Source organism: Rhodococcus sp. ARC_M12, assembly GCF_022810385.1.
Lineage (GTDB): Bacteria > Actinomycetota > Actinomycetes > Mycobacteriales > Mycobacteriaceae > Rhodococcoides > Rhodococcoides navarretei.
On record NZ_JALGQI010000012.1, the window covers coordinates 114,223 to 140,539 of the forward strand.

At 64.6% G+C, this 26,317-nt stretch carries 24 protein-coding genes; 9 read left to right on the forward strand and 15 right to left on the reverse strand.

Annotated elements, in window-relative coordinates; genetic code table 11:
* From MTX35_RS16540 to MTX35_RS16555, 4 genes are read right to left on the reverse strand one after another with little or no spacing between them, the layout of a single operon-like run.
* Positions 1 to 1,599, reverse strand: a complete 1,599-nt coding sequence (locus MTX35_RS16540) for an acyl-CoA carboxylase subunit beta (protein ID WP_243596027.1) — start codon at positions 1,597 to 1,599, stop codon at positions 1 to 3.
* Positions 1,596 to 2,744: an acyl-CoA dehydrogenase family protein gene (locus MTX35_RS16545; protein ID WP_243596028.1), complete on the reverse strand. Its 1,149-nt coding sequence runs from the start codon at positions 2,742 to 2,744 to the stop codon at positions 1,596 to 1,598. Before MTX35_RS16545 ends, MTX35_RS16540 begins: the two co-directional genes overlap by 4 nt.
* The gene (locus MTX35_RS16550) at positions 2,741 to 4,435 is read right to left on the reverse strand and encodes an acyclic terpene utilization AtuA family protein (protein ID WP_243596029.1); all 1,695 of its coding nucleotides are present in this window, start codon (positions 4,433 to 4,435) and stop codon (positions 2,741 to 2,743) included. The genes MTX35_RS16545 and MTX35_RS16550 overlap by 4 nt, the downstream gene beginning before the upstream one ends.
* Positions 4,432 to 5,244 (reverse strand): TIGR03084 family metal-binding protein, encoded by an 813-nt coding sequence (locus MTX35_RS16555; protein WP_243596030.1) that lies wholly within the window; start codon positions 5,242 to 5,244, stop codon positions 4,432 to 4,434. The genes MTX35_RS16550 and MTX35_RS16555 overlap by 4 nt, the downstream gene beginning before the upstream one ends.
* A gap of 94 nt (positions 5,245 to 5,338) precedes the next feature.
* Between MTX35_RS16555 and MTX35_RS16560 the strand changes: the two genes are divergently transcribed.
* From MTX35_RS16560 to MTX35_RS16570, 3 genes are all read left to right on the forward strand, one after another.
* A complete protein-coding gene (locus tag MTX35_RS16560) occupies positions 5,339 to 6,412 on the forward strand; it encodes an endonuclease/exonuclease/phosphatase family protein (protein ID WP_243596031.1) in 1,074 nt (357 codons plus the stop codon).
* 7 nt (positions 6,413 to 6,419) lie between these two features.
* Positions 6,420 to 6,818 (forward strand): ASCH domain-containing protein, encoded by a 399-nt coding sequence (locus MTX35_RS16565; protein ID WP_243596032.1) that lies wholly within the window; start codon positions 6,420 to 6,422, stop codon positions 6,816 to 6,818.
* 191 nt (positions 6,819 to 7,009) lie between these two features.
* Entirely contained in the window at positions 7,010 to 8,884 is a 1,875-nt protein-coding gene (locus MTX35_RS16570; RefSeq protein WP_243596033.1) for an HNH endonuclease signature motif containing protein, read from the forward strand.
* A gap of 37 nt (positions 8,885 to 8,921) precedes the next feature.
* Here the strand turns inward: MTX35_RS16570 and MTX35_RS16575 are convergent, their stop codons facing one another.
* Complete coding sequence (locus MTX35_RS16575; protein WP_243596034.1) at positions 8,922 to 9,437, reverse strand: class F sortase; 516 nt, start codon at positions 9,435 to 9,437, stop codon at positions 8,922 to 8,924.
* Between the two features lie 168 nt (positions 9,438 to 9,605).
* Positions 9,606 to 11,213 (reverse strand): ice-binding family protein, encoded by a 1,608-nt coding sequence (locus tag MTX35_RS16580; RefSeq protein WP_243596035.1) that lies wholly within the window; start codon positions 11,211 to 11,213, stop codon positions 9,606 to 9,608.
* A 399-nt stretch (positions 11,214 to 11,612) separates the two neighbouring features.
* Here MTX35_RS16580 and MTX35_RS16585 point away from each other — a divergent pair, with 399 nt between their 5' ends.
* Positions 11,613 to 12,296, forward strand: a complete 684-nt coding sequence (locus MTX35_RS16585) for a TetR/AcrR family transcriptional regulator C-terminal domain-containing protein (protein ID WP_243596036.1) — start codon at positions 11,613 to 11,615, stop codon at positions 12,294 to 12,296.
* A gap of 22 nt (positions 12,297 to 12,318) precedes the next feature.
* Here MTX35_RS16585 and MTX35_RS16590 read toward each other — a convergent pair whose 3' ends face one another.
* From MTX35_RS16590 to MTX35_RS16600, 3 genes are all read right to left on the reverse strand, one after another.
* Positions 12,319 to 13,038, reverse strand: coding sequence for an alpha/beta fold hydrolase (locus tag MTX35_RS16590; protein WP_243596037.1), 720 nt, complete (start codon positions 13,036 to 13,038; stop codon positions 12,319 to 12,321).
* Positions 13,039 to 13,087: 49 nt separating this feature from the next.
* A complete protein-coding gene (locus MTX35_RS16595; protein ID WP_243596038.1) occupies positions 13,088 to 14,782 on the reverse strand; it encodes an MDR family MFS transporter in 1,695 nt (564 codons plus the stop codon).
* A 92-nt stretch (positions 14,783 to 14,874) separates the two neighbouring features.
* Positions 14,875 to 16,155 carry a nitrate/nitrite transporter gene (locus MTX35_RS16600; protein WP_243596039.1) on the reverse strand — a complete coding sequence of 427 codons (1,281 nt, stop codon included), beginning with the start codon at positions 16,153 to 16,155 and terminating at the stop codon, positions 14,875 to 14,877.
* An 89-nt stretch (positions 16,156 to 16,244) separates the two neighbouring features.
* On the opposite strand from MTX35_RS16600, the gene aroQ reads away from it, so the two are divergent.
* The 5 genes from aroQ (at position 16,245) to MTX35_RS16625 (ending at position 20,671) form a co-directional block, all read left to right on the forward strand.
* Complete coding sequence (aroQ, locus tag MTX35_RS16605; protein ID WP_308198553.1) at positions 16,245 to 16,679, forward strand: type II 3-dehydroquinate dehydratase; 435 nt, start codon at positions 16,245 to 16,247, stop codon at positions 16,677 to 16,679.
* A 62-nt stretch (positions 16,680 to 16,741) separates the two neighbouring features.
* Positions 16,742 to 17,494 (forward strand): thioredoxin domain-containing protein, encoded by a 753-nt coding sequence (locus MTX35_RS16610; protein ID WP_243596041.1) that lies wholly within the window; start codon positions 16,742 to 16,744, stop codon positions 17,492 to 17,494.
* 20 nt (positions 17,495 to 17,514) lie between these two features.
* On the forward strand, positions 17,515 to 18,117 hold the full coding sequence (locus MTX35_RS16615) for a vitamin K epoxide reductase family protein (protein WP_243596042.1): 603 nt from the start codon (positions 17,515 to 17,517) through the stop codon (positions 18,115 to 18,117).
* A gap of 164 nt (positions 18,118 to 18,281) precedes the next feature.
* On the forward strand, positions 18,282 to 19,844 hold the full coding sequence (locus MTX35_RS16620) for an NlpC/P60 family protein (protein WP_243596043.1): 1,563 nt from the start codon (positions 18,282 to 18,284) through the stop codon (positions 19,842 to 19,844).
* 35 nt (positions 19,845 to 19,879) lie between these two features.
* On the forward strand, positions 19,880 to 20,671 hold the full coding sequence (locus MTX35_RS16625) for an acyl-[acyl-carrier-protein] thioesterase (RefSeq protein ID WP_374230313.1): 792 nt from the start codon (positions 19,880 to 19,882) through the stop codon (positions 20,669 to 20,671).
* Here the strand turns inward: MTX35_RS16625 and MTX35_RS16630 are convergent.
* Genes MTX35_RS16630 through MTX35_RS16655 form a run of 6 tightly spaced genes read right to left on the reverse strand, consistent with a single transcriptional unit; the run spans position 20,575 to position 26,189 of the window.
* Positions 20,575 to 22,029: an AMP-binding protein gene (locus MTX35_RS16630; protein WP_243596044.1), complete on the reverse strand. Its 1,455-nt coding sequence runs from the start codon at positions 22,027 to 22,029 to the stop codon at positions 20,575 to 20,577. The two genes, MTX35_RS16625 and MTX35_RS16630, sit on opposite strands and share 97 nt — an antisense overlap.
* Positions 22,016 to 22,624, reverse strand: coding sequence for an energy-coupling factor transporter transmembrane protein EcfT (locus tag MTX35_RS16635; protein ID WP_243596045.1), 609 nt, complete (start codon positions 22,622 to 22,624; stop codon positions 22,016 to 22,018). The genes MTX35_RS16630 and MTX35_RS16635 overlap by 14 nt, the downstream gene beginning before the upstream one ends.
* On the reverse strand, positions 22,621 to 23,301 hold the full coding sequence (locus MTX35_RS16640) for an energy-coupling factor ABC transporter ATP-binding protein (RefSeq protein ID WP_243596046.1): 681 nt from the start codon (positions 23,299 to 23,301) through the stop codon (positions 22,621 to 22,623). The genes MTX35_RS16635 and MTX35_RS16640 overlap by 4 nt, the downstream gene beginning before the upstream one ends.
* Positions 23,302 to 23,311: 10 nt before the next feature.
* Positions 23,312 to 24,430 carry a thiolase family protein gene (locus tag MTX35_RS16645; RefSeq protein ID WP_243596047.1) on the reverse strand — a complete coding sequence of 373 codons (1,119 nt, stop codon included), beginning with the start codon at positions 24,428 to 24,430 and terminating at the stop codon, positions 23,312 to 23,314.
* 11 nt (positions 24,431 to 24,441) lie between these two features.
* On the reverse strand, positions 24,442 to 25,641 hold the full coding sequence (locus MTX35_RS16650; protein ID WP_374230314.1) for an AMP-binding protein: 1,200 nt from the start codon (positions 25,639 to 25,641) through the stop codon (positions 24,442 to 24,444).
* Positions 25,638 to 26,189, reverse strand: a complete 552-nt coding sequence (locus MTX35_RS16655) for a biotin transporter BioY (RefSeq protein WP_243596048.1) — start codon at positions 26,187 to 26,189, stop codon at positions 25,638 to 25,640. The genes MTX35_RS16650 and MTX35_RS16655 overlap by 4 nt, the downstream gene beginning before the upstream one ends.
* Positions 26,190 to 26,317: the final 128 nt, after the last annotated feature.

The following is a 26,317-nucleotide window of genomic DNA, read 5'->3' on the forward strand; positions in this document are numbered from 1 at the left end:
TCACATCCGGAAGACACCGAAGTTGGCGGTGCCTTCGATCGGGGCGGTGGCGATGGCCGACAGGCACATTCCCACCACCGTGCGGGTATCACGGGGGTCGATGACGCCGTCGTCGTAGAGGCGTCCGGAGAGGAACATCGGCATCGACTCGGCCTCGATCTGGCCTTCGATCATCGCGCGCATGCCGGCATCTGCTTCGGCGTCGAAGGCTTGTCCACGAGCTTCGGCGGCGGCGCGTCCGACGATGGAGATGACACCGGCGAGCTGCGCGCCACCCATGACGGCGGACTTGCTGGACGGCCAGGCGAACAGGAAACGCGGATCGAAGGCGCGACCGCACATGCCGTAGTGGCCGGCTCCGTACGAGGCGCCGAGCAGAATCGAGATGTGCGGGACGGTGGAGTTGGAGACGGCGTTGATCATCATCGAACCGTGTTTGATCATGCCGCCCTCTTCGTATTCCTTACCCACCATGTAGCCGGTGGTGTTGTGCAGGAACAGAAGTGGAGTGTTCGACCGGTTGGCGAGCTGGATGAACTGCGTCGCCTTCTGCGATTCCTCGCTGAACAGCACACCGCGGGCATTGGCGAGAATGCCGATCGGATAGCCGTGCAGCTCGGCCCAGCCGGTGACGAGCGATCCGCCGTACATCGGCTTGAACTCGTCGAAATCGGAGCCGTCGACGATGCGGGCGATGACCTCGCGGGGATCGAACGGGATCTTCAGATCGGTGGGGACGATGCCGAGCAAGTCCTCGGGGTCGGCGAGCGGCTCGATGACCTCGACGCGAGGCTCGGGGCCCTTCTTCTTCCAGTTGAGCCGGGAGACGATGCTGCGTCCGATGCGGATGGCGTCCTGCTCGTCGACGGCGAAATAGTCTGCGAGGCCGGACTTTCGAGCGTGCATCTCGGCCCCACCGAGCGACTCGTCGTCGGAGTCCTCACCGGTGGCCATCTTGACGAGTGGCGGCCCTGCGAGGAAGACCTTGGATCGTTCCTTGACCATCACGACGTGATCGGACATACCGGGGATGTATGCGCCGCCGGCGGTGGAGTTGCCGAACACCAGGGCGATGGTGGGGATGCCCGCCGCCGAGAGCTGCGTCAGATCACGGAACATGCGACCGCCGGGGATGAACACCTCCTTCTGCGTCGGCAGATCGGCTCCACCGGATTCGACCAGTGAGATCACCGGAAGCCGGTTCTGCGTGGCGATGTCGTTGCCGCGGAACCCCTTCTTCAGAGTCCACGGATTGCTCGCTCCGCCGCGGACCGTCGGGTCGTTGGCCACGATGAGGCATTCGACGCCGCACACGACGCCGATACCCATGACGGTGCTGGCTCCGACGGGAAAGTCGCTACCCCAGGCCGCGAGTGGGCACAGCTCGAGAAACGCGGAATCCTCGTCGATCAGCAACTCGATGCGTTCGCGGGCCAGGAGCTTGCCGCGCTTCTTGTGCCGCTCGACGTATTTCTGACCTCCGCCGAGCAGAGCCTTCGAGTGCTCGGCGTCGATCTCGCTCAGCTTGGTGTTCATGGCTTCGACGCTTCCGGCGTACTGCTCCGATGCCGTGTCGAGGGTGGACTTGAGCACGCTCATGCCTGGTACCCCAATCGTTTTGCTGCCAGTCCGGTGAGGATTTCGGTGGTGCCGCCGCCGATACCGAGGATGCGCATGTCGCGGTACTGCCGCTCGACCTCGCTCTCGCGCATGTAGCCGAGTCCCCCGAAGAGTTGGACAGCCTGATTGGCGACCCACTCTCCGGACTCGACGGCCGTGTTCTTCGCGAAGCAGACCTCGGCGATGAAGTCTTGGTTCTCCTGCATGGACCGCTCGACGAGCGAACGGGTGTAGACGCGGGCGATGTCGATCTTGCGCGCCATCTCGGTGACGGTGTTCTGTACGGATTGCCGTGCGATGAGCGGCTTTCCGAATGTTTCGCGATCACGGACCCACTGCAACGTGAGATCGAGGCACCGCTGTGCGCTGGCATAGGCCTGCGCGGCGAGGGCGATGCGCTCGGTGAGGAACGCCTGCGCGATCTGTGCGAAGCCACTGTTCTCGGCACCGATCAGGTTGCTCACCGGCACTCGGGCGTCGACGAACGAGAGCTCCGCGGTATCGGATGCGCGCCAACCCATCTTGTCGAGCTTGCTGGTGACCTCGAACCCGGGTGTGCCCTTCTCGATGACGAGCAGGGAGACGCCTGCAGCCCCCTCGCCGCCGGTGCGGACCGCGGTGACGATGAAATCGGCTCGGCATCCGGAGGTGATGTACGTCTTGGATCCGTTGACGACGTAGTGCTCGCCATCTTTGACGGCTTTCGTCCTGAGGTGGCCGACGTCGGAGCCGCCACCCGGCTCGGTGATGGCGAGCGAGCCGATCTTCTCCCCCGCGAGCGTGGGCTCGACCCACTTCTCGATCTGCTGCGGGTCTCGGGCGGCAATCAAGTGCGGCAATGAAATTCCGCTGGTGAACAGAGATGCGAACAGTCCACCCGACGCGCCGGCCTGGTGCATCTCCTCGCAGATCACGACGGCGTCGGCCAGATCACCGCCGCTGCCACCGACCTCCTCGGGGAAGCCCGCGCCGAGCAAGCCGAGAGCGGCCGCCTTCTTGTGCAGCTCACGCGGAATCTCGCCGTCGGCTTCCCACTGGTTCATATGCGGCGCGATGTCCTGCTCCACGAAACTGCGAACGGTCTTGCGCAGCTGCTGACGCTCCGGCGTCGTCCAGATGTTCATACGAGTGCTCCCTTGTAGGCAAGTGTTTCGGGGATGTCGATGTGACGCGACCGCAGCCACTCACCGAGCCCCTTGGCCTGTGGATCGAATCTGGCCTGCGATGCAACGCCCTGGCCGAGGATGCCCTCGATGACGAAGTTCACCGCCCGCAGGTTGGGAAGTACATGCCGAGTGACAGTGAGTTTTTCGGCCTCGGGCAGCATCTTCTTCAGGGTCTCGACCGTCAATGCGTGCACCAGCCAGGCGAATTCGTCATCGGTACGTACCCACACCCCGACGTTGGCATTGCCGCCCTTGTCGCCGCTTCGGGCCGCGGCGATGGTTCCCAGTGGTAGCCGGATGGTCGCTTCGTCTGCTCTCGGTGGCGGGAGCGTCGGTTGATCGAGGGGTTCCAACGCCCGCGTGTCCGTCGACGGTGCGATGGCGCTTTCGGTGCCGTCCGCGAGATGCGCAAGGTGCGGCACCTGGGCCGCGTCGACGAATCCTGCCGTGAACACTCCGTACGGCGCGCCGTTGCCCGGGGGTGCAGTCACCGAGAATCCTGGGTAGCTGGCCAGTGCGAGTTCGACTGCCACGGCCGAGAACTGACGTCCGACGGCGTCGGGGTTGCTGTCGCGAGCCACGCAGCGCAGCAAGGCGCTGGCCGTCTCCTCCGTCTCGGCGTCCGGCTTGTCGGTACGCACGAGAGTCCACTTCAACTCGGCGGGTCGCGAGGGGAGCCAAGACTCGAATTGACGTTGCGCCAGTGCTGCTTTCGCCTCGATATCGAGGCCGGTGAGCACCATCGTGAATTCGTTGCGGAAGCCGCCGAGTGCATTGAGCGAGACCTTGTAGGTGGGCGGCGGAGCTTCGCCGGTCACGCCGCTGATGGAAACTCGATCGCTGGATTCCTGCGTCAGGATCGCTGAATCGATCCGTGCTGTCACATCGGGATTCGCATAACGCCCGCCGGTGATTTCGTACAGCAACTGAGCAGTGACGGTACCGACGCTGACGGCACCCCCGGTTCCCTCGTGCTTGGTAATGACGCTCGACCCGTCGTTGTGAATCTCTGCGATCGGGAAGCCCGGGCGCGACATATCGGCAATCTCGGTGAAGAAGGAGTAGTTGCCACCCGTCGCCTGCGTTCCGCATTCGATGACGTGCCCTGCGACCACGGCCCCGGCCAGAGCGTCGTAATCGGTAGGTGTCCAACCGAAGTGGGCCGCCGCAGGACCGACGATCACACTGGCGTCGGTGACGCGCCCGGTGACCACGACGTCGGCACCGGAGTTCAGGCATTCCACGATGCCCCACGCGCCGAGGTAAGCATTTGCGGTCAGCGGGTTACCGAGGCCGAGTTCGGCCGCTCTGCCGAGAAGGTCGTCGCCGTCGACGTACGCTATTTTCGCACCGGAGTCGAGCTTCTCCAGCGCTTCGGCCAAGCCACGTGGGTTCAGACCACCGGCGTTGGCGACGATCTTGACACCCTTGTCGAGTGCCAGACCAAGGCAGTCCTCGGCTTGGCGCAGAAAGGTTTTGGCGTACCCACGGGTCGCGTCCTTCATCCGATCGCGGCCGAGGATGAGCATCGTCAGCTCGGCGAGGTAGTCACCCGTGAGGTAATCGAGTTCGCCGCCCTCCAGCATCTCGCGCATGGCGGAGAGGCGGTCTCCGTAGAAGCCTGAGCAGTTGCCGATACGTACGGTCATGCTTTCTCGAGTCCTGACTGTGTACGTCCGACCCCCGGAGGGCCTGCGAAGGCTTGGGCGATGGTGAGCCAGTGCGCGGCGTCGGGTCCCTCGGCATGGATGTCGAGGTTGTCGCGATGAGCGCGCTGGGTGACGAGAAGGCAGAAGTCGAGAGCCGGTCCGCTCACGCGTTGGGCGGCGTCCTCGGGTCCCCATGTCCACACTTCACCCGACGGTGCCATGAGCTCTACTCGGAACGGTTCGGTGGGAGGGGTCTGCTGGTTGACCATGTAGGCGAAATCCCGCGTCCGCACGCCGATGTGCGCGACGCCGCGGATTCTGTCGGTGGCGACGCGGGTGACGCCCAGTGCGTCGGCGACATCTTGACCGTGGGCCCACGTTTCCATCAATCGCGCTGTGGCCATGGACGCCGCACTCATCGGGGGGCCGAACCAGTCGATCTTGGTCCCGGGCGGAACCCGTACGAGAGCATCGGTCATGGCGTGGCGACGGGTACGCCAGATGCTCAGCAGGTCGGGATCCCGCGACTCCTCCTCGGCGGCTTCGTCGACGAAACCGCCGGGGTTCTCCCACGCTTTCTTCAGAGTGAGCGCGAACTCCTCCTTGGCCTCGATATCGCCGGATGCGCCGGACGTGGTTCGCTCCGCGACGTGATCGGTCCAGGAGAGATGCCCGATCTGATGCGCGACGGTCCAACCCTCGGCCGGCGTCGGTGCCGACCACCGTTCCGGGGTCAGCTCGGCCACCAGGGCATCGAGGTCGTCGCCCTCGGCGCGGAGGTCGTCGACGAGTGTGTCGAGGTCTGCCATGCGCTCAGCTTCACAAAGGGGCGCGAAAAAAGCAAGCACGCCTGCTTGTTAATTCGTTACCTCGCGTTCGCTTGCCGTCTCTACGGTGTCGAACGTGAGAATATCGAGACTTGCGGCCGCCGCCGTTACCCTGACCTTCATGGCTGCCGGTTGCTCCTCTGTGAATCCAACCGCAGCGGACCCGGCCCCCGACGAACCGTCGAGCATCCGGGTGGCGACGTTCAATGCCAGCCTGAACCGGCCCGCCCCCGGGCAGTTGGTGACCGACCTGCAGGGCGAGAACACACAGGCCCGCGCGGTGGCCGATGTGATCGCGGCGAACTCACCGGATGTGTTGTTGGTCAACGAGTTCGATTACTCGGGTGACGATGCGGTTAGGTTGTTCAACGACAACTATCTCGATGGGCAGTATCGGCATTCTTTCACTGCGCCGGTGAACACGGGCGTCGATTCGGGATTGGACCTGGACAAGGACGGCGCGCTCGGCGGGCCCGGTGACGCCTGGGGGTTCGGACAGTTTCCAGGTCAGTACGGGATGGTCGTGTACTCGAAGTTTCCCATCGCGACCGAATCGGTACGTACGTTCCAGAATTTTCTGTGGAAGGACATGCCGGATTCGCTGCTGCCACGCGACTACTACGGCGACGTGTCGGACGCACTGCGGCTCTCCAGCAAGTCCCATTGGGACGTGCCGATCGACGTGAACGGCAAGACGCTGCACGTGTTGGCGTCGCACCCCACTCCCCCGTCTTTCGATGGTCCCGAGGACCGCAACGGCAAACGCAATCACGACGAGATTCGGATGAGTGCCGATTACATCTCGGGTGCGGACTACCTCTACGACGACAAGGGCGTGCGCGGCGGGTTGGAACAGGGTGCCTCGTTCGTGATGCTGGGTGATCAGAACAGCGATCCGGTCGACGGCGACTCGGTGGCCGGTGCCATCGCGCAGGTTCTCGATCTGCCGCGGGTCCAGGACCCGGCACCCACCTCCGATGGACATGGCACGGACACAGCCGATTTCGCCGACCCGACTCCGGGCGACCTGCGGGTGGACTACGTGCTGCCGTCGGACGATCTGAGCGTGCTCGATTCGCAGGTGTATTGGCCGAATCAGGCCGAGCACCCTTCGGACCATCGACTGGTGTGGGCCGACCTCGAAATATGATGGGTCGGTGACCGATCTTCCGATTGTCGAATTCGCGTTCCCCGGACCACTACGGGACAGGCTGATTGCAGCCGTTCTCACCGGCGAGAAGACCAGTACAGCAAGCCTGTTGGTGCAGTACGTCGACGAGGAGCTGCCGAGAGTCGGCGATCGTGGCGCGGTGGTGGATTCGGCGGGATCGACGGTGGGGATCATCGAGACCACGGGCGTTGAAATCGTTGCGCTGTCCGATGTTTCGCTCCAGCACGCTCTCGACGAGGGTGAAGGATACGTCGATGTCGCGCACTGGTGCGCCGGGCACGAAAGGTTCTGGCAGTCGGCCGAGGTCCGCGAAGAACTGGGCGATCCACACTTCAGCGTGAACGACGACACCCAGGTGGTTCTGGAGCGGTTCACACTCGTGTGACCGCGTGCCCTGACGCGGCGTCTGGGTCGGAGCCGGGGTCGCCACATCGTGTCGGTGGGTAGGTGTATAGGCACTTGCGCGTCGATCCTGCTCTGCTGCAACACTATTGATGTTGACGAATGCCCCACACCTCGGTACCATCGAACACACGTTCTACTTCTTCTTGAACAAGCGCCGGGGGGCAACTCGAGATGACTACATCTGGATCGACGCGCAGTAGGTTCGCGGCCTATCTCGGGCCGCAATCGAAGCCGTACATCGACAACGCAGTGTTGGGCGAGATCCGTGACGTCGCGATCCTCGAGAATCAGGCGTGCGCTCGCAAGGTCGCTCTGGCCGCTGCCATCTGGGACACGTGCATTCATCAGAACGTGCTCGTCGGTGATGTCATTCAGGACGCGGGCAACTATGCGGCTTCCGAAATTGCGCACGTTCTGGGTTGCTCCAAGACCGTTGCGAACACATACGCCGAGGTCGGAATGGACCTTCGACTTCGGCTTCCTGCCGTCGCCGCCGCGTTCGAGGCCGGCGAACTCGATCTACCTCGCGTCCGGCCGATATACCGCTGCACCCACAATCTGACACAGGGTGCAGCGACGGCCGTCCAGGGCGAGGTTCTGCACGCTGCCCGACGCTTGTCACCGGGTCCGCTGGCGACGGAAATCTGGTCGATCATGTATCGCATCGCGCCCGAGGAAGCTGCCGCCTTACGCAAGGACTTGAAACGGCACACCAACGTCACGTACTCCGACAAAGATGTGCTGTCGACGCTGAAGGCCGACCTCACCGCAGCCGACGCCGCCGCTGCCTGGCAGCTCATCAACGAGATGGCCGCCACCGTCTGTCGACGAGATCCACGTACCCGGGGACAGAAGCGAGCGGCGGCGTATGTTGCTCTGCTGCATCAGGAGTCGTCGATGGCTTGCATGTGCGAACCCACCGACGACAACCCGTGCACGGCCGATACCTCACGCCCGGACCGGCGCGCACCGCTGACGGTGATCACGGTCGACCTCGCCACGCTCGCCGGTCTGCTGTCCAATCCTGCGCACCTGTCCGGGCACGGCACCATCGATGCCGAGTACGCCCGGGAACTCGCCGACAACGCTCACTGGCAGATCCTCCTCACCGAGGCACGCAACCTCTCCGAGTCACTCGGCCACGGCGAAGACCTGGAATCGCTCATGGACCTCGACCTCAGTACCGACACCGAGAACGGCGCAGACACTGACGACACTGGGAACACTGAAGACAAGGGTGCCGAAGGCAGGTCCGACAGCGGCAGCAGGACGAACCACAGCGGATCGAAAGGTGGCCCACAGAAGCCCAGAGGATCGAAAGTACGCATTACGAGGAACAGCCGGTCCGAGGGCAGCAGGTCGCATGTGGTGTTTCATCCACTGGGACGCGGTCGTCGTCGTGTCGGCGGTTCTGTTCCTCGACCGCGGCGCTCGCAGAATGCCCCGCGTCCACCGCGGAACAGTTGTGTCGCCACGCCGTATCGCGGCACGTACACCTTCGTTGCCGAGCTCGAAGCGGCCATCGCAGCGGATCCCGCTCTCGGGCTCGCGCTGCATCCGGACGGGCATGGCGGCCTTCTGCTGCCGCCACCCGGAGCCCTCACCTATCGGCCGACTCCTGCACTGGCGGAGCGTATTCGCTACCGCGATCGCACCTGTCGGCATCCGGGCTGCGACGTCCCGGCCCAGCAATGCGAGATCGACCACATCGTCCCGTATTTCCATCGCAACCCCTCGACGGGAGGCTGGACCATCGACACCAACCTGCACTGCCTGTGCCGCTACCACCACAGCCTCAAGACCATGGGCCTGTGGACTCCTGTCATGCTCGCCGATGGTGTCGAGTTCTGGATCTCCGATGCCGGCACCAGCGCAGTCACTGTTCCCGGCACAACGCAACTCGCAGACTTCGACCACCTGCCGAAAGTCAGTCCGAAGCCGAAAGGGACAGCATTAGAGTGTGATTCGCCGACTCCGAAGACGGCGAAACCACAACCGACCTCGATGCCCGCCTCGGCACCCGAGGACGAGCCACCGCCCTTCTGACTCAGCCCAGTTTGCGGACTGTGGCCCGACTGCCCGCTCAGACCCGATCGGCGTACACGACGATGTTGTCGTCGTAACTCGAGATGTCCGAGTCGAATTGGCCGCCACAAGTGATCAAACGTAGGCCGGGATGGTCGATGCCTCCGTAGACCTTGTCGGTGGGGAACGCATCCTTCGGGTATTGCTCCACCGCGCTGACCACGAAGCGGACGGTGTTGCCGTCCTGGCTGACGACGGTGACATCGTCGCCCTGTTCGAGTTCACGGAGCCGGTAGAAAACGCCGGGGCTACCGTCCCAATCCACATGTCCTGCAACGATCGACGGTCCCAGTTGCCCGGGAGTCGGCGATCCGGTGTACCAACCGGCGGGGAATCCTCCCGGGGGAACCTCCATCGAGCCGTCCGGCTGCAGACCCAGACCCATCACGTCGGATTCGACGCCGATCGCACCGATCTCGAGTCGCGCAGGCGGTGACCCGGGGGCCGACGATGACTGCTCTGCAACCTCACCCGACGGGGCGACGGAGGCAGGAGCAGAAGAAGTCGAGGACATCGAATCGTTTTGCGGCGGTCCGGGATCCGAGGGTGTTGCGCACCCAGCAACCAGCGACAACAGCAACAGGAACGCCGCCGCCACCGCCCGGACCACGACCCGATTACGGGTCGTGGTCCGAGCGAATCGAGCCAGAGGTACTGATACCTCGACGGTAGATCTCACCGATCAGTTCCGACGACGAGTCAGAGTCAAGGCTGAGACCGCACCGACCGCGAGCACGGCCAGCAACGTCCATACCGGAACGAACGACGCTGCACTCGAACGGTTTACGGTACTGCCGTCACCGGTATCGACGCCACCGTTGGGAATCTGTGTGATCTGCCCACCCGGGTTGTACGTACCCGGTTGATTCGGGCCAGTCGGTGTGTTCGGCTGGTTCGGTGTGCGCGGCTGGTCCGGAGTATTGGGCTGATCAGGGGTGTTCGGTGTGTTGGGGGTGTTGGGTGTGTTCGGCTGGTTCGGTGTGTTGGGGGTATTAGGTGTGTTCGGCTGATTCGGTGTGTTCGGCTGCTCCGGCACATTCGGGATACCCGGGGTGTTCGGCAGTTCAGGCGTCGGGACGCCCGGGATCGGCGGGATGGTGATCACCGGAGGCACACCCGGGATCGGGGGTAGTTCGATGACTATCGGCGGGGTACCGCCACCATCACCGGGCGTACCCGGCGTACCCGGCGTTCCGCCACCATCACCGGGCGTACCCGGCGTACCACCACCGTCACCCGGCGTACCACCACCGTCACCCGGCGTACCCGGGGTACCACCATCACCCGGCGTACCACCACCATCGCCCGGCGTACCCGGCGTACCACCATCACCCGGCGTACCCGGGGTACCACCATCACCCGGCGTACCACCACCATCGCCCGGCGTACCCGGCGTACCACCATCACCCGGCGTACCCGGCGTACCACCACCATCCCCCGGGGTACCGCCACCACCGTCACCCGGGGTGTCGCCGTCGTCATCCGGCGGCGTGATCCCACATTCAGCATTGCTGATCGTGTTGGAGTCGAGGGTGACTGCGCCGGTGAGAGCCAACAGGCGGCCCCGCACATCGGCACCCGTCGCAGCGGTGATCGACGCCTGCGCCATGACCGTGCCGACGAAATCGGTGTCGGTGCCGAGAGTGGCCGAACTTCCGATCTGCCAGAACACGTTGCACGGGCTGGCACCGTTGATCAGCGACACACTGCTGCCCGAGCCCGTGACGAGAGTCGATCCCGCTTGGAAAATGAAGACCGCATCTGCATTTCCTTGCGCGTCGAGTACCAGAGGCAGGTCTCCGGTCAGTCCGAGAGTGCCACCTCTGTACAAACCGGCATTCCGTGTTGTGCCCCCCAACTCGACTGGGACCAGTTCCGGTCCCGACCTGCCGGCAGCATCGGTATATGCAGTCTGCAGAGCGCCTTTCGCGTTCAAAGCCCGTTCGTTCTTGTCGTCGATCACACCGTTGGTAATTTGTTCCGGGAGCAGGCCGGTGACACTGGAAGGCTCGCCATTTCCCGGGCTCACACCCACGGAGCCGGAGATGACGGAAGTGCCCGCGTCGGTGACGGTCGAGCCGGCAAGTATCGCGTAAGGGTCTGCGGCACCGAGCAGGACTTCGGGAACCACGACGGCTGGGGCTGGAGCTTGAGGTTGAGCGTCGGCTGTCGAGACGTTGACCAGCATGAGCGCACTGGTTGCGAGCGCGACAGTGCCGACGAGAGGAACGAACGCCGAGCCCTTCCGTCGGGATGTGGACGGCGCAGGACGGTGTTGCGGAGCGTGCATGTTGTGTGCCGATCTTATGGAGGAGTTTCGCGTGAGACATGTATTCGCACAACGAATATGGGTATCGAATCCCCCGACGAGAGTCGATTGGGAAATTCCGCGACGGTCGACGATTGTCACTGGAATTCACCAGGGGCGCCGAGGTCTCGCGGAGTCCGTAGATCGGTGGATCGCCGGCCGACTGTCTGCAACCGAGCGAAAGGAGTGGAAGACCAGCGAAGGCTCGTGCCCACTTCGCAAGAAAGAGTTTCCCCGTATCTCTACGGTGTAGAGCTACAGCTGACCATGTGTAAGGTCAAGGGTCAAGCGAAAAACGTTGACGAACAACAAGTTTGTTTGAAGAGCGAAAGCCGATCGGCGTGACGCTTACCGTGTTGTACCGAAAATGGTGAAGCATTCATGACGCCCTCGGACCGTTTCAATCAACTTCCACGCGACAAGATCGACCGCGAGTACGTCGTGTCCGCGGCCCTGTCCATCGTCGACAACACCGGACTCGACAGTTTGACGATTCGCAGCCTGGCAACATCGATCGATCGAGATCCGATGACGGTGTACCGGTACGTTCCGACGAAGGAAGCCCTGCTCGACGCAATAGCCGATTCGATTCTGGGAGACCTCGTAGCGGTCGACGGGTCGGACACGAACTGGAGACGTCAGCTCACGATCTTCGGCCGGCACTACCGCGAACTCGCCTTGGCACACCCACGAGCGGCTGTCCTGCTGGCGACGCGCCCCCGGGCGACGCCACTGGGGCTGGGCACCACAAGGTCGCTGGTATCGCTCGAGGGCATCCTGAGTCTTCTGGCCACTGCCGGTTTCACCGTGCCCGAAGCACTTTCGGCCTACCGGTTACTGATGTCCCTACTACGTGGACACGTGCTCAGCGAGACCCAGGAGACAACAGAGCATCCGGACGAGACGGTGGACAGATTGAGCCTCGCGCTGCGGAGATTGCCGATCGACGAGTTCCCCATCATGTCGGTCATCCCCTCGCTCATCACGGAATACGACGGTGCCCACGAGCTCGATCGCGGATTGGACGTACTATTCGACGGCCTGCGCCACGTCCCGAGCACCTGAGTTCGGCCCGCGAGATCCCAGCTCAGACTCGGCGAATGGGCGCAAAAGTCTGGACGGCGTCTCGAGTGAGGAAATCCAGCAGAAGTGCGTTGCAGAGCGCCGGCTTCTCGACCAGTAGCCCGTGCGACGTTCCCGGCACGACGGCCAGTTCGGCAACCGGAAGGCTGCGATAGAACTCGGTGGCGTGCTCGATGCTCACCTCGTCGTCGTCGCCGATCATCACCATCGTGCGTACCGACAGCTCGGCCAGATCCGCAGGCGTCAGTGCCGGATCTGCGCTGTGCATGTCGTCGAGCCTGCGCACGAAGTCGGATCGCTCGGTCTGGCCCGACATCCCGCCGCCCCAGCCGTCACGGTGGAACACGCTCGCAACGCAGGCGAGACGTTCCACCAAATCCGGTCTCTGCAGCGCGACCATCAGGGCCACCACACCGCCGTCACTGCACCCCGCCAGCCTCGTCGGTCCGCCGACGACCTGCTCGATGAACGCGATGGTATCGGCGGCCATGGCGGCAAAAGTCAATTCCGTCGAGAGCCCGGGCCCCTCGACATCGGGTGTGCGGCCGTGACCTCGACGCTCGGGGGTGTACACCCGCAGCGTCGACGCCAGTCCCGCGACAGTGGGCTCCAACGCCCACGCATCGACGCCCCCGGGATGCAGAAACACCAACGGATCGCCATCGCCGAACTCGGCGTACCAAGTTTGCACCGGCCCCAGCTGTACCCAGTTTCCAGTGTTCACGGCGTCAGTGTTCACAGGATCAGTGTTCACAGGGTCAGTGTTCACAGCATCAAACTAGACCCGTACCCGACTCCTTCGCTCGTTCTTCGTCGCGCTCCTGCTGCGCAGCAGCCAAGCCCGACATGGTGCGCAACGGAACCTCCTTCAGGAACAGCACCAGCACGAACCCGATCAGCATCAGAATCGACACGGCCAGGAACACGTAGTCCATGGCATCGGAGAACCCGATGCGGAACGGCTCGGCCAGTGCGGGTTCGAGCTTCTGAATGAACGAGCTGTCCTGCAACGCACTGCCTGCCACGGAGGCGTCTCCCGAGGCGATGGCCTGGGCGAAGCCGGATTGCAGAGGGTCGGAACTGGTAGCGGCGCTCTGCACTGCCTGCTGGAAGGCAGGCGTCGAACTCGCGGCGACCAACGCGTCGCCCGTCTTCGGAGTCAGCTGGGTGAACAGCATCGACAGGAAGACCGCCACACCCACCGTCGCACCGATCTGACGGAAGAATGTTGCGGCAGAGGTCGATACACCCATGTCCTTGGGCGGCATCGCGTTCTGGATGGCCAAGGTCAACGGCTGCATCATCGAACCGAGACCGAGGCCGAACACGCCCATGACGACCATCGTCTGCCACAGCGGGGTATCGGCGTGCACGTAGTGGAAGACGAACATCGCAATCGCCATCAGTGCGGTACCGACGATCGGAAAGATCTTGTAGCGCCCAGTCTTCGAGATCATCCGACCCGAGACGATCGACGCGACCATCAGTGCACCGACGAGAGGTAGAGTCTGATAGCCGGCCAACGTCGGCGAGGATCCCTTGACGACCTGCAGGTACTGCGGCAGCAGCGAAATACCGCCGAACATGGCCGCACCGGCGATGACGCTGACGGCAATACACAACGAGAACAAGGGGTTTCGGAAGAATCGCATGGGGATCAGGGCGTCGTCGCCCATCTTGATCTCGGCCAGCACGAACGCGATGACGCCGACGATGCCGATTCCGAAGCACAGCAGCGCCCGAGGCGAGCTCCAGCCCCACACCCGACCCTGCTCGGCGATGATGAGCAGCGGCACGAGGCCGACACTGAGAAGCACTGCGCCCCACCAGTCGACGCGCGCCTCGCGGCGGTACACCGGCAGGTTCAGCACTCGCCACACCACCACGAGCGCGATCATGCCGAGCGGAACGTTGATGTAGAAGACCCAACGCCAGCCGGTGATTCCGAGAATCGTCGACTGCCCCGCCAGCAGGCCACCGATGACCGGCCCGAGCACACTGGACGTACCGAAGACGGCCAGGAAGTAGCCCTGATACTTGGCTCGTTCACGCGGCGGGACGATATCGCCGATGATGGCCAGCGCCATCGACATCAGACCGCCTGCACCGAGACCTTGGACGGCGCGGAAGGCGGCGAGCTCGTACATCGACGTCGCGATCCCGCACAGCATCGATCCGACGACGAAGATCGAGATGGCCGTCATGAAGAACGGCTTGCGCCCGTACAGGTCGGACAGCTTGCCGTACAACGGGGTCGAGACCGTCGAGGTGATGAGGTAGGCGGTCGTCACCCAGGCCAGAACCGAGAACCCGTTGAGGTCGTCGGCGATGGTGCGGACGGACGTCGAGACGATGGTCTGGTCGAGGGCAGCGAGGAACATGCCCATCATCAGACCGGACAGGATGGTCATGATCTCGCGATGCGAGTACTCGCCGGTCGCGGGCTTCACTTCAGGCTCGGTTACCATCTCTTGACTGCACCTTTACGTAGCGTTTGCTTGTGTCCTGCAACGATATTCGGGACACCAGCATGCGCTCACTAAGCCGTTCGAGCAAAGGTTTATTTGCGGCGAATCCGGTCGCGCACCTCACGCATCGTGTGCGGGTGAATGCCCTCGGCCGCCAGGACCTTGCGAGTCTTGCGACGCGTCGACAGGACACCGATGATCGCGACGATCCACACGGGAAATTGCACGAGCAACGCCACCCGGAAACCGTCGAACGTGTAACCACCCATCGCGTCGAGAATCCACCCGATCGCCGCGATCACCAACAGTGATGCCAGGAAGCCGCCGATGTTGACCATCCCCTGAGCCGTCCCCAGATTGGCACTCGGATTGAACGTACGGGCGAGGTCGAAACCGATCACCGACCCAGGGCCACCCATCGAGATCACCACCACGAGCAGCACCAGCAACCACAGCGGCGCAGGCCCCGGCAATGCCAGGACGATCGCCCACATCGTCGCGTTGCTGATCATGATGGCCAGCACCAGCCACGACCGTCGCATCGGATATCGCCCGGTGAGCAGACCGAGCACGATGCCCGACGCCACCGCGGCCAGCACCGACATCGTCAGCAACGCTCCGGCCGTCGACGCCGACAGGCCCTGCGCCGACGTCAGATACGGCACACCCCACAGCAAGGCGAACACCGTGATCGAGAACTGGGTGCCCATGTGCGAGAAGAAGCCCAGCCGGGTACCGGGGCGTCGCCACACCTCCGCGATGGAGGCGAGGGTCTGCCGCAGCGACGTGGGTTCGAACACGGGGGCAGCTCCGGCGTCGGGGCGATCGCGCACCAGAGCCACGACCAACACGAGTGCAAGCAGCCCCAACGATGCAGCGCTACCGAACGCGAACGTCCAGCCGGGCCCGTTCAGCAGGATCAGGAACGGGACCGCCGAGAGCACCTGACCGAGCTGGCCGAGCAGTCCCGTCAGCTGCGAGACGATCGGCACCCGCCGCGGCGTGAACCACACCGGCACCAGGCGCAGCACCGAGATGAACGTGAGCGCGTCTCCCACACCGACGAACGCGCGCGCCGCCACCGCGACCGGCAGCGACTCGGTGAGCGCCAACGTGATCTGCGCCGACGCCATGATCAGCGCGCCCGCGGCGATCATCTTCCGTGAACCGATTCGGTCCAGGAGCACACCGGCCGGGATCTGCATCCCCGCGTAGACGATCACCTGCAGCACCACGAACGACGACAGCAGAGACGGCGATACGGAGAACCGATCGGCCGCACCGAGGCCAGCAACACCGAACGACGTTCGATGCAGCACCCCGACGATGTAGGCGAAGACACCGACGCCCCACACCACCCACACTGTTCTCACTCGGTCACTGCCTTCACCGGACGATTGTGTCAACCCCCTGTGAAATGATCGGACTCGGTAGTACCCGAAGCAGGAGAAGGAGTGATGTCGTGGCCAAGCAGCTGTTGGTGCTCAACGGTCCGAATCTGAACATGCTCGGAACCCGGCAGCCCGAGGTGTACGGCCACGCCACCCTCGCCGACGTCGTCGCCCTGTGCGAGAAGACCGCCGCCGACCACGGACTCACCGTCCGCGCCGAGCAGTCCAACCACGAGGGACAGCTCATCGACTGGATCCACGAGGCCCGCGGGGTGGCGTCGGGCATCGTCATCAACCCGGGCGGGCTGACCCACACGTCCGTGGCCCTGCGCGACGCCCTCGTCATCCCCGAGGTTCCGATCATCGAGGTGCACATCTCCAACGTGCACGCCCGCGAGGAGTTTCGGCACCACTCCTACGTCTCCCCTATCGCCAGCGGGGTGATCGCCGGACTCGGGATCGACGGCTACAAGTTCGCCATCGAAAGACTCGCTTCTCTCGTCTGATACGACTCTCGTTCGATACAGCTCTCATCGGACGCTCAGGATTGCTTGCCTAGACTGGCCGCGTGAACACGAGCAAGAACGTCTCGAAAGACATCAAGGCCATGCAGAACGGCGACAAGAATCGTCGGACTCTCGTTCAGATAGTCGTGGCAGTCGTTCTGATCGCGCTCGTGGCGGCGATCGCTCTGTTCATCGTCAACCGGGATTCCTCCTCGAACGATCCGGCATCTGCGGCCGACACCACCTCCGGCCCCCAAATGACCCCCACGTCCTTGACCGAGAGCGGTGCCATCCGCTTCGGCAACCCCGACGCCACCACCATCGTCAGCGTCGTCGAGGACTTCCAGTGCCCGGCGTGCAAGAACTTCGAGGCCCTCAGCGGATCGACGCTGCAGCAACTGGCAGACGCAGGCAATGTCGCCGTCGACTACCGTCCCATCTCCATTCTCGATCGGTTCTCGAACGGAACCATGTACTCGACCCGCTCGGCGAGCGCAGCGATCTGCGTCGCCGAGAACGATCGCGACAGCTGGATGAACTGGCACACCGCGATGTTCGCGCAGCAGCCCGCCGAGAACGGCACCGGACTGACCGACGACGAACTCGTCGAGATCGCCACGTCGGCAGGGGCCGACTCCCCCGCCACCGCGTCGTGCATCACCGACGGCAGCTACACCGACTGGGTCACCACTCAGACGCAATCGGTCATCGGCGAAGGCATCAACGGAACGCCGAACGTGCGCGTCAACGGCACCGACATCTCCAACCCGACGCCCGAGAACATTCTCGCCGCCGCCGCAGCAGCCGGTAACTGAGCAGCCACCGGTACCGATCCATGAGAACCCGTGCAGGTGCTGCAGTTGTCGGCCCAGCCGCCTTCACCGTCCTCAGTGCTCTCGGGTTGCTCGCCGCGCTCACGCTGACGATCGAGCGATTCAAACTGCTCGAGGACGCGTCGTACGTCCCGTCGTGCAGCCTGAATCCGGTGCTCTCGTGCGGGTCGGTCATGGTGACGAAACAAGCTGCGCTGTTCGGTTTTCCGAACCCCATCCTCGGCATCGTCGCGTTCTCCGTCGCCCTCGTCGCCGGAGTCCTCGCACTCGGCCGCGTCGAACTGCCACATTGGTTCTGGCTCGGGCTGAGCGCGGGCCTACTGCTCGGTGAAGTGTTCGTGCACTGGCTGATCTTCGAGAGCCTCTACGAGATCGGTGCGTTGTGCCCGTACTGCATGGTCGTGTGGGCGGTGACGATGCCGTTGTTCGTGCTGGCTCTGAGCCGACTGATCAGTACCGGCTCGAACAACACCGGCTCGAACAACACCGGCACACTCGGCCGTCTCTTCCTGGAATGGCGCTGGACGCTGCTGGCCGTGTGGTACGCAATCGTCGTCGCGCTCATCGGAATCCGGTTCTCGGACTACTGGGCAACCTTTCTCTGAATGTCCCTGCTCTGAATGTCCCTGCTCTGAATGTCCCTGCTCTGACAGTTTCGCAAAACTCATGAGTCGAACGTCTGCACCGTGCATGATGGGTGCAGCACCCGAGTGAGACTGATCACAGCTCCTGGCTCGGGGAAGATCGTTCGAGTAGCAGGAGTCGATACATGGCAGGCGATCCCTTCGCAGTCATCGTTGCCGTCATCGTGTCGGCCGCCGGCGTAGTCGCCGGAACCGACGCCCCGGCCCCGATTCCGGATCAGGCGGTGCAGGATCAGGCGGCAGAGATTGCCGCCAACGCCGAGGATCAGGCGAAGACGATGAGCGATCAGTGGACCGAACTCCTGGGCACCATGCCCGAACCGGCCGCCGACATCGCCGACCGCACCCTCTCCGACGCCGCCGAAGGCCTGCACACCGCCGCCGAACCGATGCTTCCCGACCTGCCGACGGTGGAAGACATCGAGGCAGCCGACCCAGCGCTGGTCGACCCAGATGCAGCCGCCGCAGATCCAGCCGACGCCGCGGCAGCCGGTATTGCTGCACTGTCGACCGACCCGGCGGCTGCGGCCGCCTTGCCCGCCGCAGCTGTGGCTTCTGCCAGTTCTCTCTCTGCTCCGCTGCCGTTCAGTGTGTTCTCGCCGAGTGCTCTCGCGTCCACTGCGGTGTCCACCACGGCAGCCGCACTCGGCGCCGGTGCCGTGCAATTCGCCGGCCGGACGTACACCGCCGCCGATATCGCCACCCAGACGGCGTTCATGGCGTCGGCCGAGGCCATTCGGCGTGCGTTGTTTCCCGGTCTACCGGTCACATTCACCGGCATCAATGTGGGCCCGATCGGTCTGGGTGCGGTAGGAGCCATCACCGCGTTCGTGCCGTGGCTGCAGAAGGCAGGCAACATCTGCGGCGGCGTCAAGGCCACCACGATCGCCGCACTCTATGCCGCCGAGAACGGCTTTCGGCACGGGCCCACTGCGCCGGTATCGAGCACCGGCGCGCAAGGTCCGGGGCAGTTCATGCCCGGCACCTGGGCCACGTACGGCAAGGACTACGACGGCAACGGCGTCACCGACGTCAACAGCATCGGCGACTCGGTGATGGCGTCGGGCACCCTGCTCTGCGATATCTACGGGCAGGTCGACGGTTGGAAGCGCGAGGGCAAGGTGTCCGGTGACACCTTGGACCTGACCCTGGCCGGATACAACGCGGGCGCGGGAGCGGTCCTACGATCGGGCGGAATGCCCTCGGGCACATTCGATTACGAGACGCAGACCAAGCCGTACGTGTCTCGCATCCGGGCGACCGAAGCGCAGTTCGCCGCGATCCTCACCCCGTTCGCCGGACTCGACCTCACCGGAATCGGCGGCCGATCGGTGCAGTTGGCGATGGACTACCTGGGACTGCCGTACGTGTGGGGCGGCGGAAACATCAACGGACCGTCCGGCGGCGGTTTCGACTGCTCGGGTCTGACGTCGTACGCCCTCTACAAGGCCTCGGGCGGAAAAGTGACCCTGCCCCGCACCTCGGAAACTCAGTGGAACGTGGGCACCGAGATCCCTATGGAGCTCGCGCAACCGGGCGATCTGCTGTTCGGAAACTTCGGACCGGCCGGACCGGGTCACGTGGCGATCTACATGGGCAACGGCCAGATGGTGCATGCTCCCACCACCGGAGACGTCGTGCGGGTGGCTCCGGTGTTCGACGGCATGCGGGCACGTCACATCGTCTGACGGTGCACTCGTAGCTGTCCGCGTACAGTGCGAGCGTGACCAATGCACGCGTGGAACCGGCCGGCTTCGACGACGATCTGGCACCGGAGCCGCCGCCCGGTGAGGGCTTCGAGACCAGCTGGCCGGTGCGGACCGGGGACATCGATCCGAGCAACCGACTGCGGTTCGACGGCGTCGCCCGCTACCTGCAGGACATCGGCACCGACAACCTCGACGCGACTCCGCTCGGTAAGACGGACCCGATGTGGATCGTCCGACGCACCGTCATCGACGTCTTCGAGCCCATCCACTTCCCGGACCGCGTGCACATGCGCAGATGGTGTTCCTCGATGTCGACCCGATGGTCCAACATGCGGGTGGCGTTGACGACGCCGAAGGGTGGACGCGTCGAAACCGAGGGCTTCTGGATCAACATCAGCAAGGACACCGGAATGCCGACCCGCATCAGTGACGGGGCACTGGAAATGTTGGCGCGAACCACCGATCAACACCGGTTGCGATGGAAGGCCTGGCTGACCGAGCCGGTGCCGGCCGAATCGCCCACCGATCTGCACTTCCCTTTGCGCGCAACCGATATCGACCCGTTCAACCACCTCAACAATGCGGCCTACTGGCACGCGATCGAGGAGTTGCTGGTGGACGCACCCGCGTTGGCCGCGGCACCCCACCGCGCCGTCATCGAGTACCTGACGCCAGTGCTGGCGGGGGAACGCGTCACTCTGCGCCACCGCTACGACGGCGGTGTGTTGACCGTCTGGTTCGTCGTCACCGGAGCATCGGGCGAGTCGACGGTCCGCACCGTGGCCAAGGTTGCGCCCAAGGCATGACGGTCGAGCTTGCCGCGGGGTGTGCGGGGTAGGGAATCCAGGAAGGCGATCACCACCGGCATGGCGGGACCCGGCAGCAGCGCCCTGAGGTGGTGACGAATACTGGATGCGGATGGCGGATCATGTTGCGCAACAACGACTCCAGCCGCCGGAACCTCACCGGCTCGATCGTCGGGCAGGCCGAGCACTCCGGCATCGAGAATGCCGGGGATCGACAACAGTGCCGCCTCGATCGGAGCCAACTCGACGTTGAGTCCGGCTCGAACGATCGTCTCGCTGCCACGGCCGTGCAGAATCAATCGACCCTCGTCGACACTGCCGCGATCGCCGACGGTCATCCACCCGCTTGTGTCCGGCCCTGCAGTTACCGACTCGTGCTCGCCTTCTCGACCCAGATAGCCGTCGAACAGCATGTCGCTGCGCACATGCAGCAGATCTTTCCTAATCTCCACCTCGACCCCGTCGAACAGCCGTCCGCTGACCTCGGCGCCACTGCTTTCGGTTCGGTCGTAGGAGACGAAACTGAGCTCGGACGCCCCGTAGAAGTGCGTCATGGTTGCGTTCGGTAGCGCCGTCGCCAGTGCAGCCCGACCCGACTGCGGCCATCGCGCCGCGGACGAGAGCACCTCGCGGACACTCGGGGCGAGAGCTCCGGAACGCGCGATGTCCCAGGCGATGGTCGGTACCGAATACAGGTGCGTCGGAGCATCGTCGAGAGCGATCGCCGCTGGGCGCAGGTCCACCGTCGCACCGCGGGTGAGCCCGTGCACCGCACCGTAGAGGAAGTGCGTGTGATCGAGGGTTCCGGATGCAGACACCCGATCGCCCGGCCCGAGATCGAACAGTGAATCGGAGCGATCGAGCGTGGCCGCCCACGACGCCTGATCACGGACGAACAACTTGGGCGGGCCGGTGGTTCCCGAGGTGATGCCGACGAGCAGTTCGGCACTGCGTGCGGGCGGATCGAGCGGCGCGGCACGGCCGGTGGTGAGCTCCTCGGGTGCCAGCACGGTGTCGGCACCCCAACGATGCACTCGTGCGTGCTGACGTGGATGCGCGACGATCAGCGAGGGCTCACACACCGCCGTGACATCGGCGAATTCGTGAGCCAACAGATGTCGATGCAGCAGAACGACACTCACGCCGGCATGCATCGCCGCAACGACGACCACCAACGACCCGATATCCGACGTCGGCAATACCGCGATGCGACGCATCCCTGCCACTGCGGTCGCAGTGCAGGTCACCCGATCCCAGAATCCACGATAGGTGATCTCCCCGGACGCGTCGACGACGGCTACTCCGAGACGGTCGGAATGCCGCGCTATCCGGGCGGCGAGAAGCTCACTCGTCATCATCGTCTACACCGCGCGCGACGAGGGCATCACCCATGGCGTCGGCGGTACGGAGGGCGCGCACCAGGACCGGCGTTGCCAGTGCCGTCATCGACCACTGCAGTCCGCGGGCCTTACGGGCCTGCGAGACCTCCTGCACGATGGACGCCAGCAGCGGGATGCATCGAATGGCCAAAGCCAGGAGCAGTCCGATGCGTTCCGGATCGATGCCGAAGCGTCGGACAGGGCCGAGCGCTCGGGTGACGGTGTCGAGCATGTCGGTCACCCGGGTGGTGAGCGTGACGAGGGCCGCCAGAGCAACGGAGATCACCAACACCCCGCACACCACCACGGCGCGCTGCCAGGTCGTGATGATCACCTGGAACACCCCGATGATCAGCAGCATCCAGAGCACCGGACGTAGTTGTGCCAATGCGACTTTCAGCGGGATTCGGGCTACCACGAACAGTACTGCGACCACCAGCGCCACGACACCGACCTCGAGCGGGGTGCGCGCGAAGATCACCGTCGCCAGGATTGCGAAGATCAGCGCCAGCAACTTCGATCCCGGGCTCATCCGGTGCAGCAGTGAGGTGCCGGGGCGGTACAGACCGATCATCCGATCAACTCCCGATAGGCCGGGACCGCGGCGGCAGGGGTGCCGTCGAACGCGATGCGGCCGTCGTCGATGACGATGACGCGCTCGAAGCTGTCCAGCAGTGCCAGTTGGTGAGTCACGACGACGACTTGCTGGTCCATCGAATCCAGAGCCTGCGCGACGACGCGTCCGTTGCGCAGATCGAGAAGCGTCGTCGGCTCGTCCGCAACGACCACCTCCGGCCGTCGAATGAGGACGGCACCGATCGCGAGCAGTTGTTTCTGTCCACCCGAGAGCAGATGCGCCGGATGGTCGCGGTGCTGATCGAGACGGAAGCGAACGAGAATCTCCTCGACCCGCTCGGCCACCTCTACCTTGCTCAGACCGGACCTACGCAACGAGAACGCGAGATCCTCTGCAACAGTGGGCATCACGATCTGCGAATCCGGATCGGTGAACACGAACCCGACCTTCTTGCGAACCTGCGCACCCTTCTTCGCGGCATCGATGCCGTCGACCGTGACGCGGCCCGTATCGGGCTTGATCAGACCGTTGATCATCCGCGCGAGCGTCGACTTACCCGAGCCGTTGGAGCCGATGATGCCGATTCGGCGCTCGTCGAACTCGAGGTCGATGCTGCGGAGCACCTGCCGTTCCCCGAACGAGTGCGAAATGTTCTCGAACTTGATCGTGCTCATACACACCCACTCATGTTGCTCGCTCCACCAGCATCGCTATTCCCTGCCCGCCGCCGATGGCGCAGGCCGCCAGGCCCAGTCCCGGGCCCCCGGTGTGCAGCATTCGAGAGGCCAACCGCACCAGAAGAATTGCGCCCGATGCTCCCCACGGGTGGCCCATCGCGATGGCTCCCCCGTCGGGGCAGATGCGATCCTCGTCGAGGCCCACTTCATCCGAGACCGCCAGCACGACCGACGCGAACGCCTCGGTGATCTCGACGATATCGATGTCGCCGAGGCCCACCCCGGTACGAGCGAGAAGCTTCTCGATCGCCGGCACCGGGCCGAGACCGGGAAGCGCCGGATCGGCCCCTGCGACCGCACTGCCGAGGATGCGCAACGTCGGCATCCCGGCTGCCCGATCGGCCGAGGTGATGGCCAGAACCGCCGCCCCGTCTGATATTCCGCACGAGTTTCCCGCGGTCACCGTGCCGTCGGAGGTGAAGGTGGGTCGCAGCCTGCCGAGCCGCTGGGCGGTCATGTTCGGGCGGACGCGCTCATCGGTTGCGACATCGTTCACGGTGACGATCTCGGCCGAGAAGTCGCAGGCCGCCGCGCGCGCAAACGACCGTGCAGCGTAGGCATCTTGGCGTTCGCGCCCGATGCCGCGGATTCGCGCGAGGTCGTCCGCTGCCACACCCATGTCCGGGTCCTCGAAACCGTGGGGAGCGAAGGGTGCTCGGGTATAACGGACGGGTTCTGCGCCGTCCACCGGCGGCCAGAATCGCCACGGGCTGGTGCTGGCGGATTCGACGCCGCCGGCCAGAATCAGCGTCTCGTCGCCGCTGCGGATGCGCGACGCGGCCTGCGCGACGGCGTCGAGCCCGGATCCGCACTGCCGATCGACCGTGACTCCGGGAACGCCGACACCGAGGCCCGCGAGCAGCGACGAGACCCGTGCGACGTCGCCGCCGGGGCCGAGACAGTTGCCGAGGATCACATCGTCGATCGGGGTGTCGAGTGAGCCGACCTCTGCTGCAACAGCTTTCAACACCGGCGCGGCGAGTTCCGGTGCGGTGACATCGGCGAACCCATGCCCGGCGATCCCGATGGCCGTGCGTTTTGCCGCGACTATGACGGGCACATTCACTGCAGGCACAGTCACTGCAGGGCCCCTCGCGCGATTTTGCCGCTTGCCGTGCGGGGCAGCTGCTGCACCACCGTCCACCGACGCGGCAGTGCTTCCTTGGCCATGATTGCGCGAGCGTCGGCGCGAACGAGTTCGAGGTCGCGGGATCCGTCGAGTTCGATGACGGCAGAGACAGTTTCGCCGAGAACCGCGTGCGGGGTGCCGATCGCTGCCGCAGCTCGGACGCCGTCGAGTGCGGTCAGGATGTTCTCCACGTCCTCGGCGATCACCGTGGTACCACCCACGTTGATCGCCGCATCCCCGCGGCCGTGGACGAGAAGTTCGGAGCCGTTCAGTTCGGCCAGATCACCGACGCCGAACCACCCGTGCGCACCGATCGCAGCGTACGGCGACCGAACGAACAGGTAACCGTCCTCGGTGCGCGCTTCGACATCCCGGAGCAGTCTCAGGGGCGAGCGTTCGGCCACGACCCTCGCCGCCACCAGCGACAGTTCAGCCGATCCGTAGTATTCGACCAGCCTGGTGTTCTGAGTCGAGATGTTCTGAGTCGAGGTGTTCTGATCCGAGGCGTTCTGGCTCGAGATCGTCTGCGCGGCAGCATCATCGAGTCCGGCACCGGCAGCGACGGCAACCCGCGCGCGAGGCATCCGGCGAACGACGTCACGGAGTACCGCAGGCACGGCGTGGACAGCGGTGGCCTGCGCAGGATCGTCGGTGACGCATGCCCCCAGCCACAGTGCATGCACCGCGGCGAACAGATGCATCGTGGCGTGTAGCGGTCCGGTGATCAGCACGGTATCTGTGGGGCGAAGACCGGTGATGTCGGTGAACTCGGGGAAGCTGTCGACCCACGACGCGGCAGTGCGAGCGAGCGGTTTCGGGCGGCCGGTGGAACCGGAGGTCGCCACCAGCAGGAACGCGTCGGGATCGGCGTGCGGAGGGCGCTCGGGACGAGCAGCCGGATCCTCGACTCGCACCGCGCTGCCCTGCCTGGCCGCCGCGAAAACGCAGATCAACGCGTCCGGCAGATCCAGTGCTGACGCGTCGTGGGATAGAGCACCGTGGGATCGAGCGTCATGCACCGGGAGGTGAGGCCACTGCTCGACGGCGGCGTCGAGTTCGGCATAGGTGAGTGTGCGGCCCGCCCAGGCGATGGCTGTGCAGTTGGCGGTGCTGCTGTCGCGGCCTCGACCTCCCAGCATGAGCGTCACGCCTTGATCAGGCCCGGGTACGCGCGGTGGACGCTCTTGGCGACGACTGTGGCGACGACGACTTTGGCGATGTCGCCGGGCAGGAACGGTCCGTTGGATGTGACGGCGGCCCAGAGCCCGACGTCGGTACGGAGAACGAGTCCGAGGACGCCGAATGCGTAGATGACCAGGATTCCGCCGAGCGCGTTGATCAGCAGGCCGAGCGCGATCGAGTATTTGGGCAGGATGCGCGCTGTGAGCAGGCCGATCAGGAATGCGGCCGGTATCCAGCCGATGAGGTACCCGACGGTGGGCCCGGCCATGGCGGCAAGACCGGTGCGTCCACCGGCCAGCAGCGGCAGACCGATCATCGTCAGGGCAAGGAACACCAGGACTGCGGCTGTGCCCTTGCGGGGTCCGAGGATGGCACCGGACAGGATGATGCCCAGCGTCTGCAGGGTGATGGGGACGCCCGAGAATCCGACCGTGATCGACCCCGGCAGGCCGAGAGCAGCGATGAGTGCAGCGAACACTGCAATCTGCGCCATATCGCGGGCGGAGACATTCATTCGGCTGACCTTACGGCTCGGCCGGCGAGTACTGCTGTCGACATCTGACACGGGTGGCTCCTCGAGGAGTGGGGCCCGCGAACTGCCCCAGAGACTTGAACGGCGTTCAAGGTAGCAGGCCAGCGGCC

What these genes read in the sequence shown, in the direction of transcription:
- MTX35_RS16635 (WP_243596045.1), bottom strand. Translation starts at nt 22,624, where the DNA reads ATGATCGGTCTGTACCGCCCCGGCACCTCACTGCTGCACCGGATGAGC.
- MTX35_RS16655 (WP_243596048.1), bottom strand. Translation starts at nt 26,189, where the DNA reads ATGAATGTCTCCGCCCGCGATATGGCGCAGATTGCAGTGTTCGCTGCA.
- MTX35_RS16615 (WP_243596042.1), top strand. Translation starts at nt 17,515, where the DNA reads ATGAGAACCCGTGCAGGTGCTGCAGTTGTCGGCCCAGCCGCCTTCACC.
- MTX35_RS16570 (WP_243596033.1), top strand. Translation starts at nt 7,010, where the DNA reads ATGACTACATCTGGATCGACGCGCAGTAGGTTCGCGGCCTATCTCGGG.
- MTX35_RS16555 (WP_243596030.1), bottom strand. Translation starts at nt 5,244, where the DNA reads ATGGCAGACCTCGACACACTCGTCGACGACCTCCGCGCCGAGGGCGAC.
- MTX35_RS16545 (WP_243596028.1), bottom strand. Translation starts at nt 2,744, where the DNA reads ATGAACATCTGGACGACGCCGGAGCGTCAGCAGCTGCGCAAGACCGTT.
- MTX35_RS16595 (WP_243596038.1), bottom strand. Translation starts at nt 14,782, where the DNA reads ATGGTAACCGAGCCTGAAGTGAAGCCCGCGACCGGCGAGTACTCGCAT.
- MTX35_RS16585 (WP_243596036.1), top strand. Translation starts at nt 11,613, where the DNA reads ATGACGCCCTCGGACCGTTTCAATCAACTTCCACGCGACAAGATCGAC.
- MTX35_RS16580 (WP_243596035.1), bottom strand. Translation starts at nt 11,213, where the DNA reads ATGCACGCTCCGCAACACCGTCCTGCGCCGTCCACATCCCGACGGAAG.
- MTX35_RS16550 (WP_243596029.1), bottom strand. Translation starts at nt 4,435, where the DNA reads ATGACCGTACGTATCGGCAACTGCTCAGGCTTCTACGGAGACCGCCTC.
- MTX35_RS16630 (WP_243596044.1), bottom strand. Translation starts at nt 22,029, where the DNA reads ATGATGACGAGTGAGCTTCTCGCCGCCCGGATAGCGCGGCATTCCGAC.
- MTX35_RS16575 (WP_243596034.1), bottom strand. Translation starts at nt 9,437, where the DNA reads ATGTCCTCGACTTCTTCTGCTCCTGCCTCCGTCGCCCCGTCGGGTGAG.
- MTX35_RS16620 (WP_243596043.1), top strand. Translation starts at nt 18,282, where the DNA reads ATGGCAGGCGATCCCTTCGCAGTCATCGTTGCCGTCATCGTGTCGGCC.
- MTX35_RS16540 (WP_243596027.1), bottom strand. Translation starts at nt 1,599, where the DNA reads ATGAGCGTGCTCAAGTCCACCCTCGACACGGCATCGGAGCAGTACGCC.
- MTX35_RS16640 (WP_243596046.1), bottom strand. Translation starts at nt 23,301, where the DNA reads ATGAGCACGATCAAGTTCGAGAACATTTCGCACTCGTTCGGGGAACGG.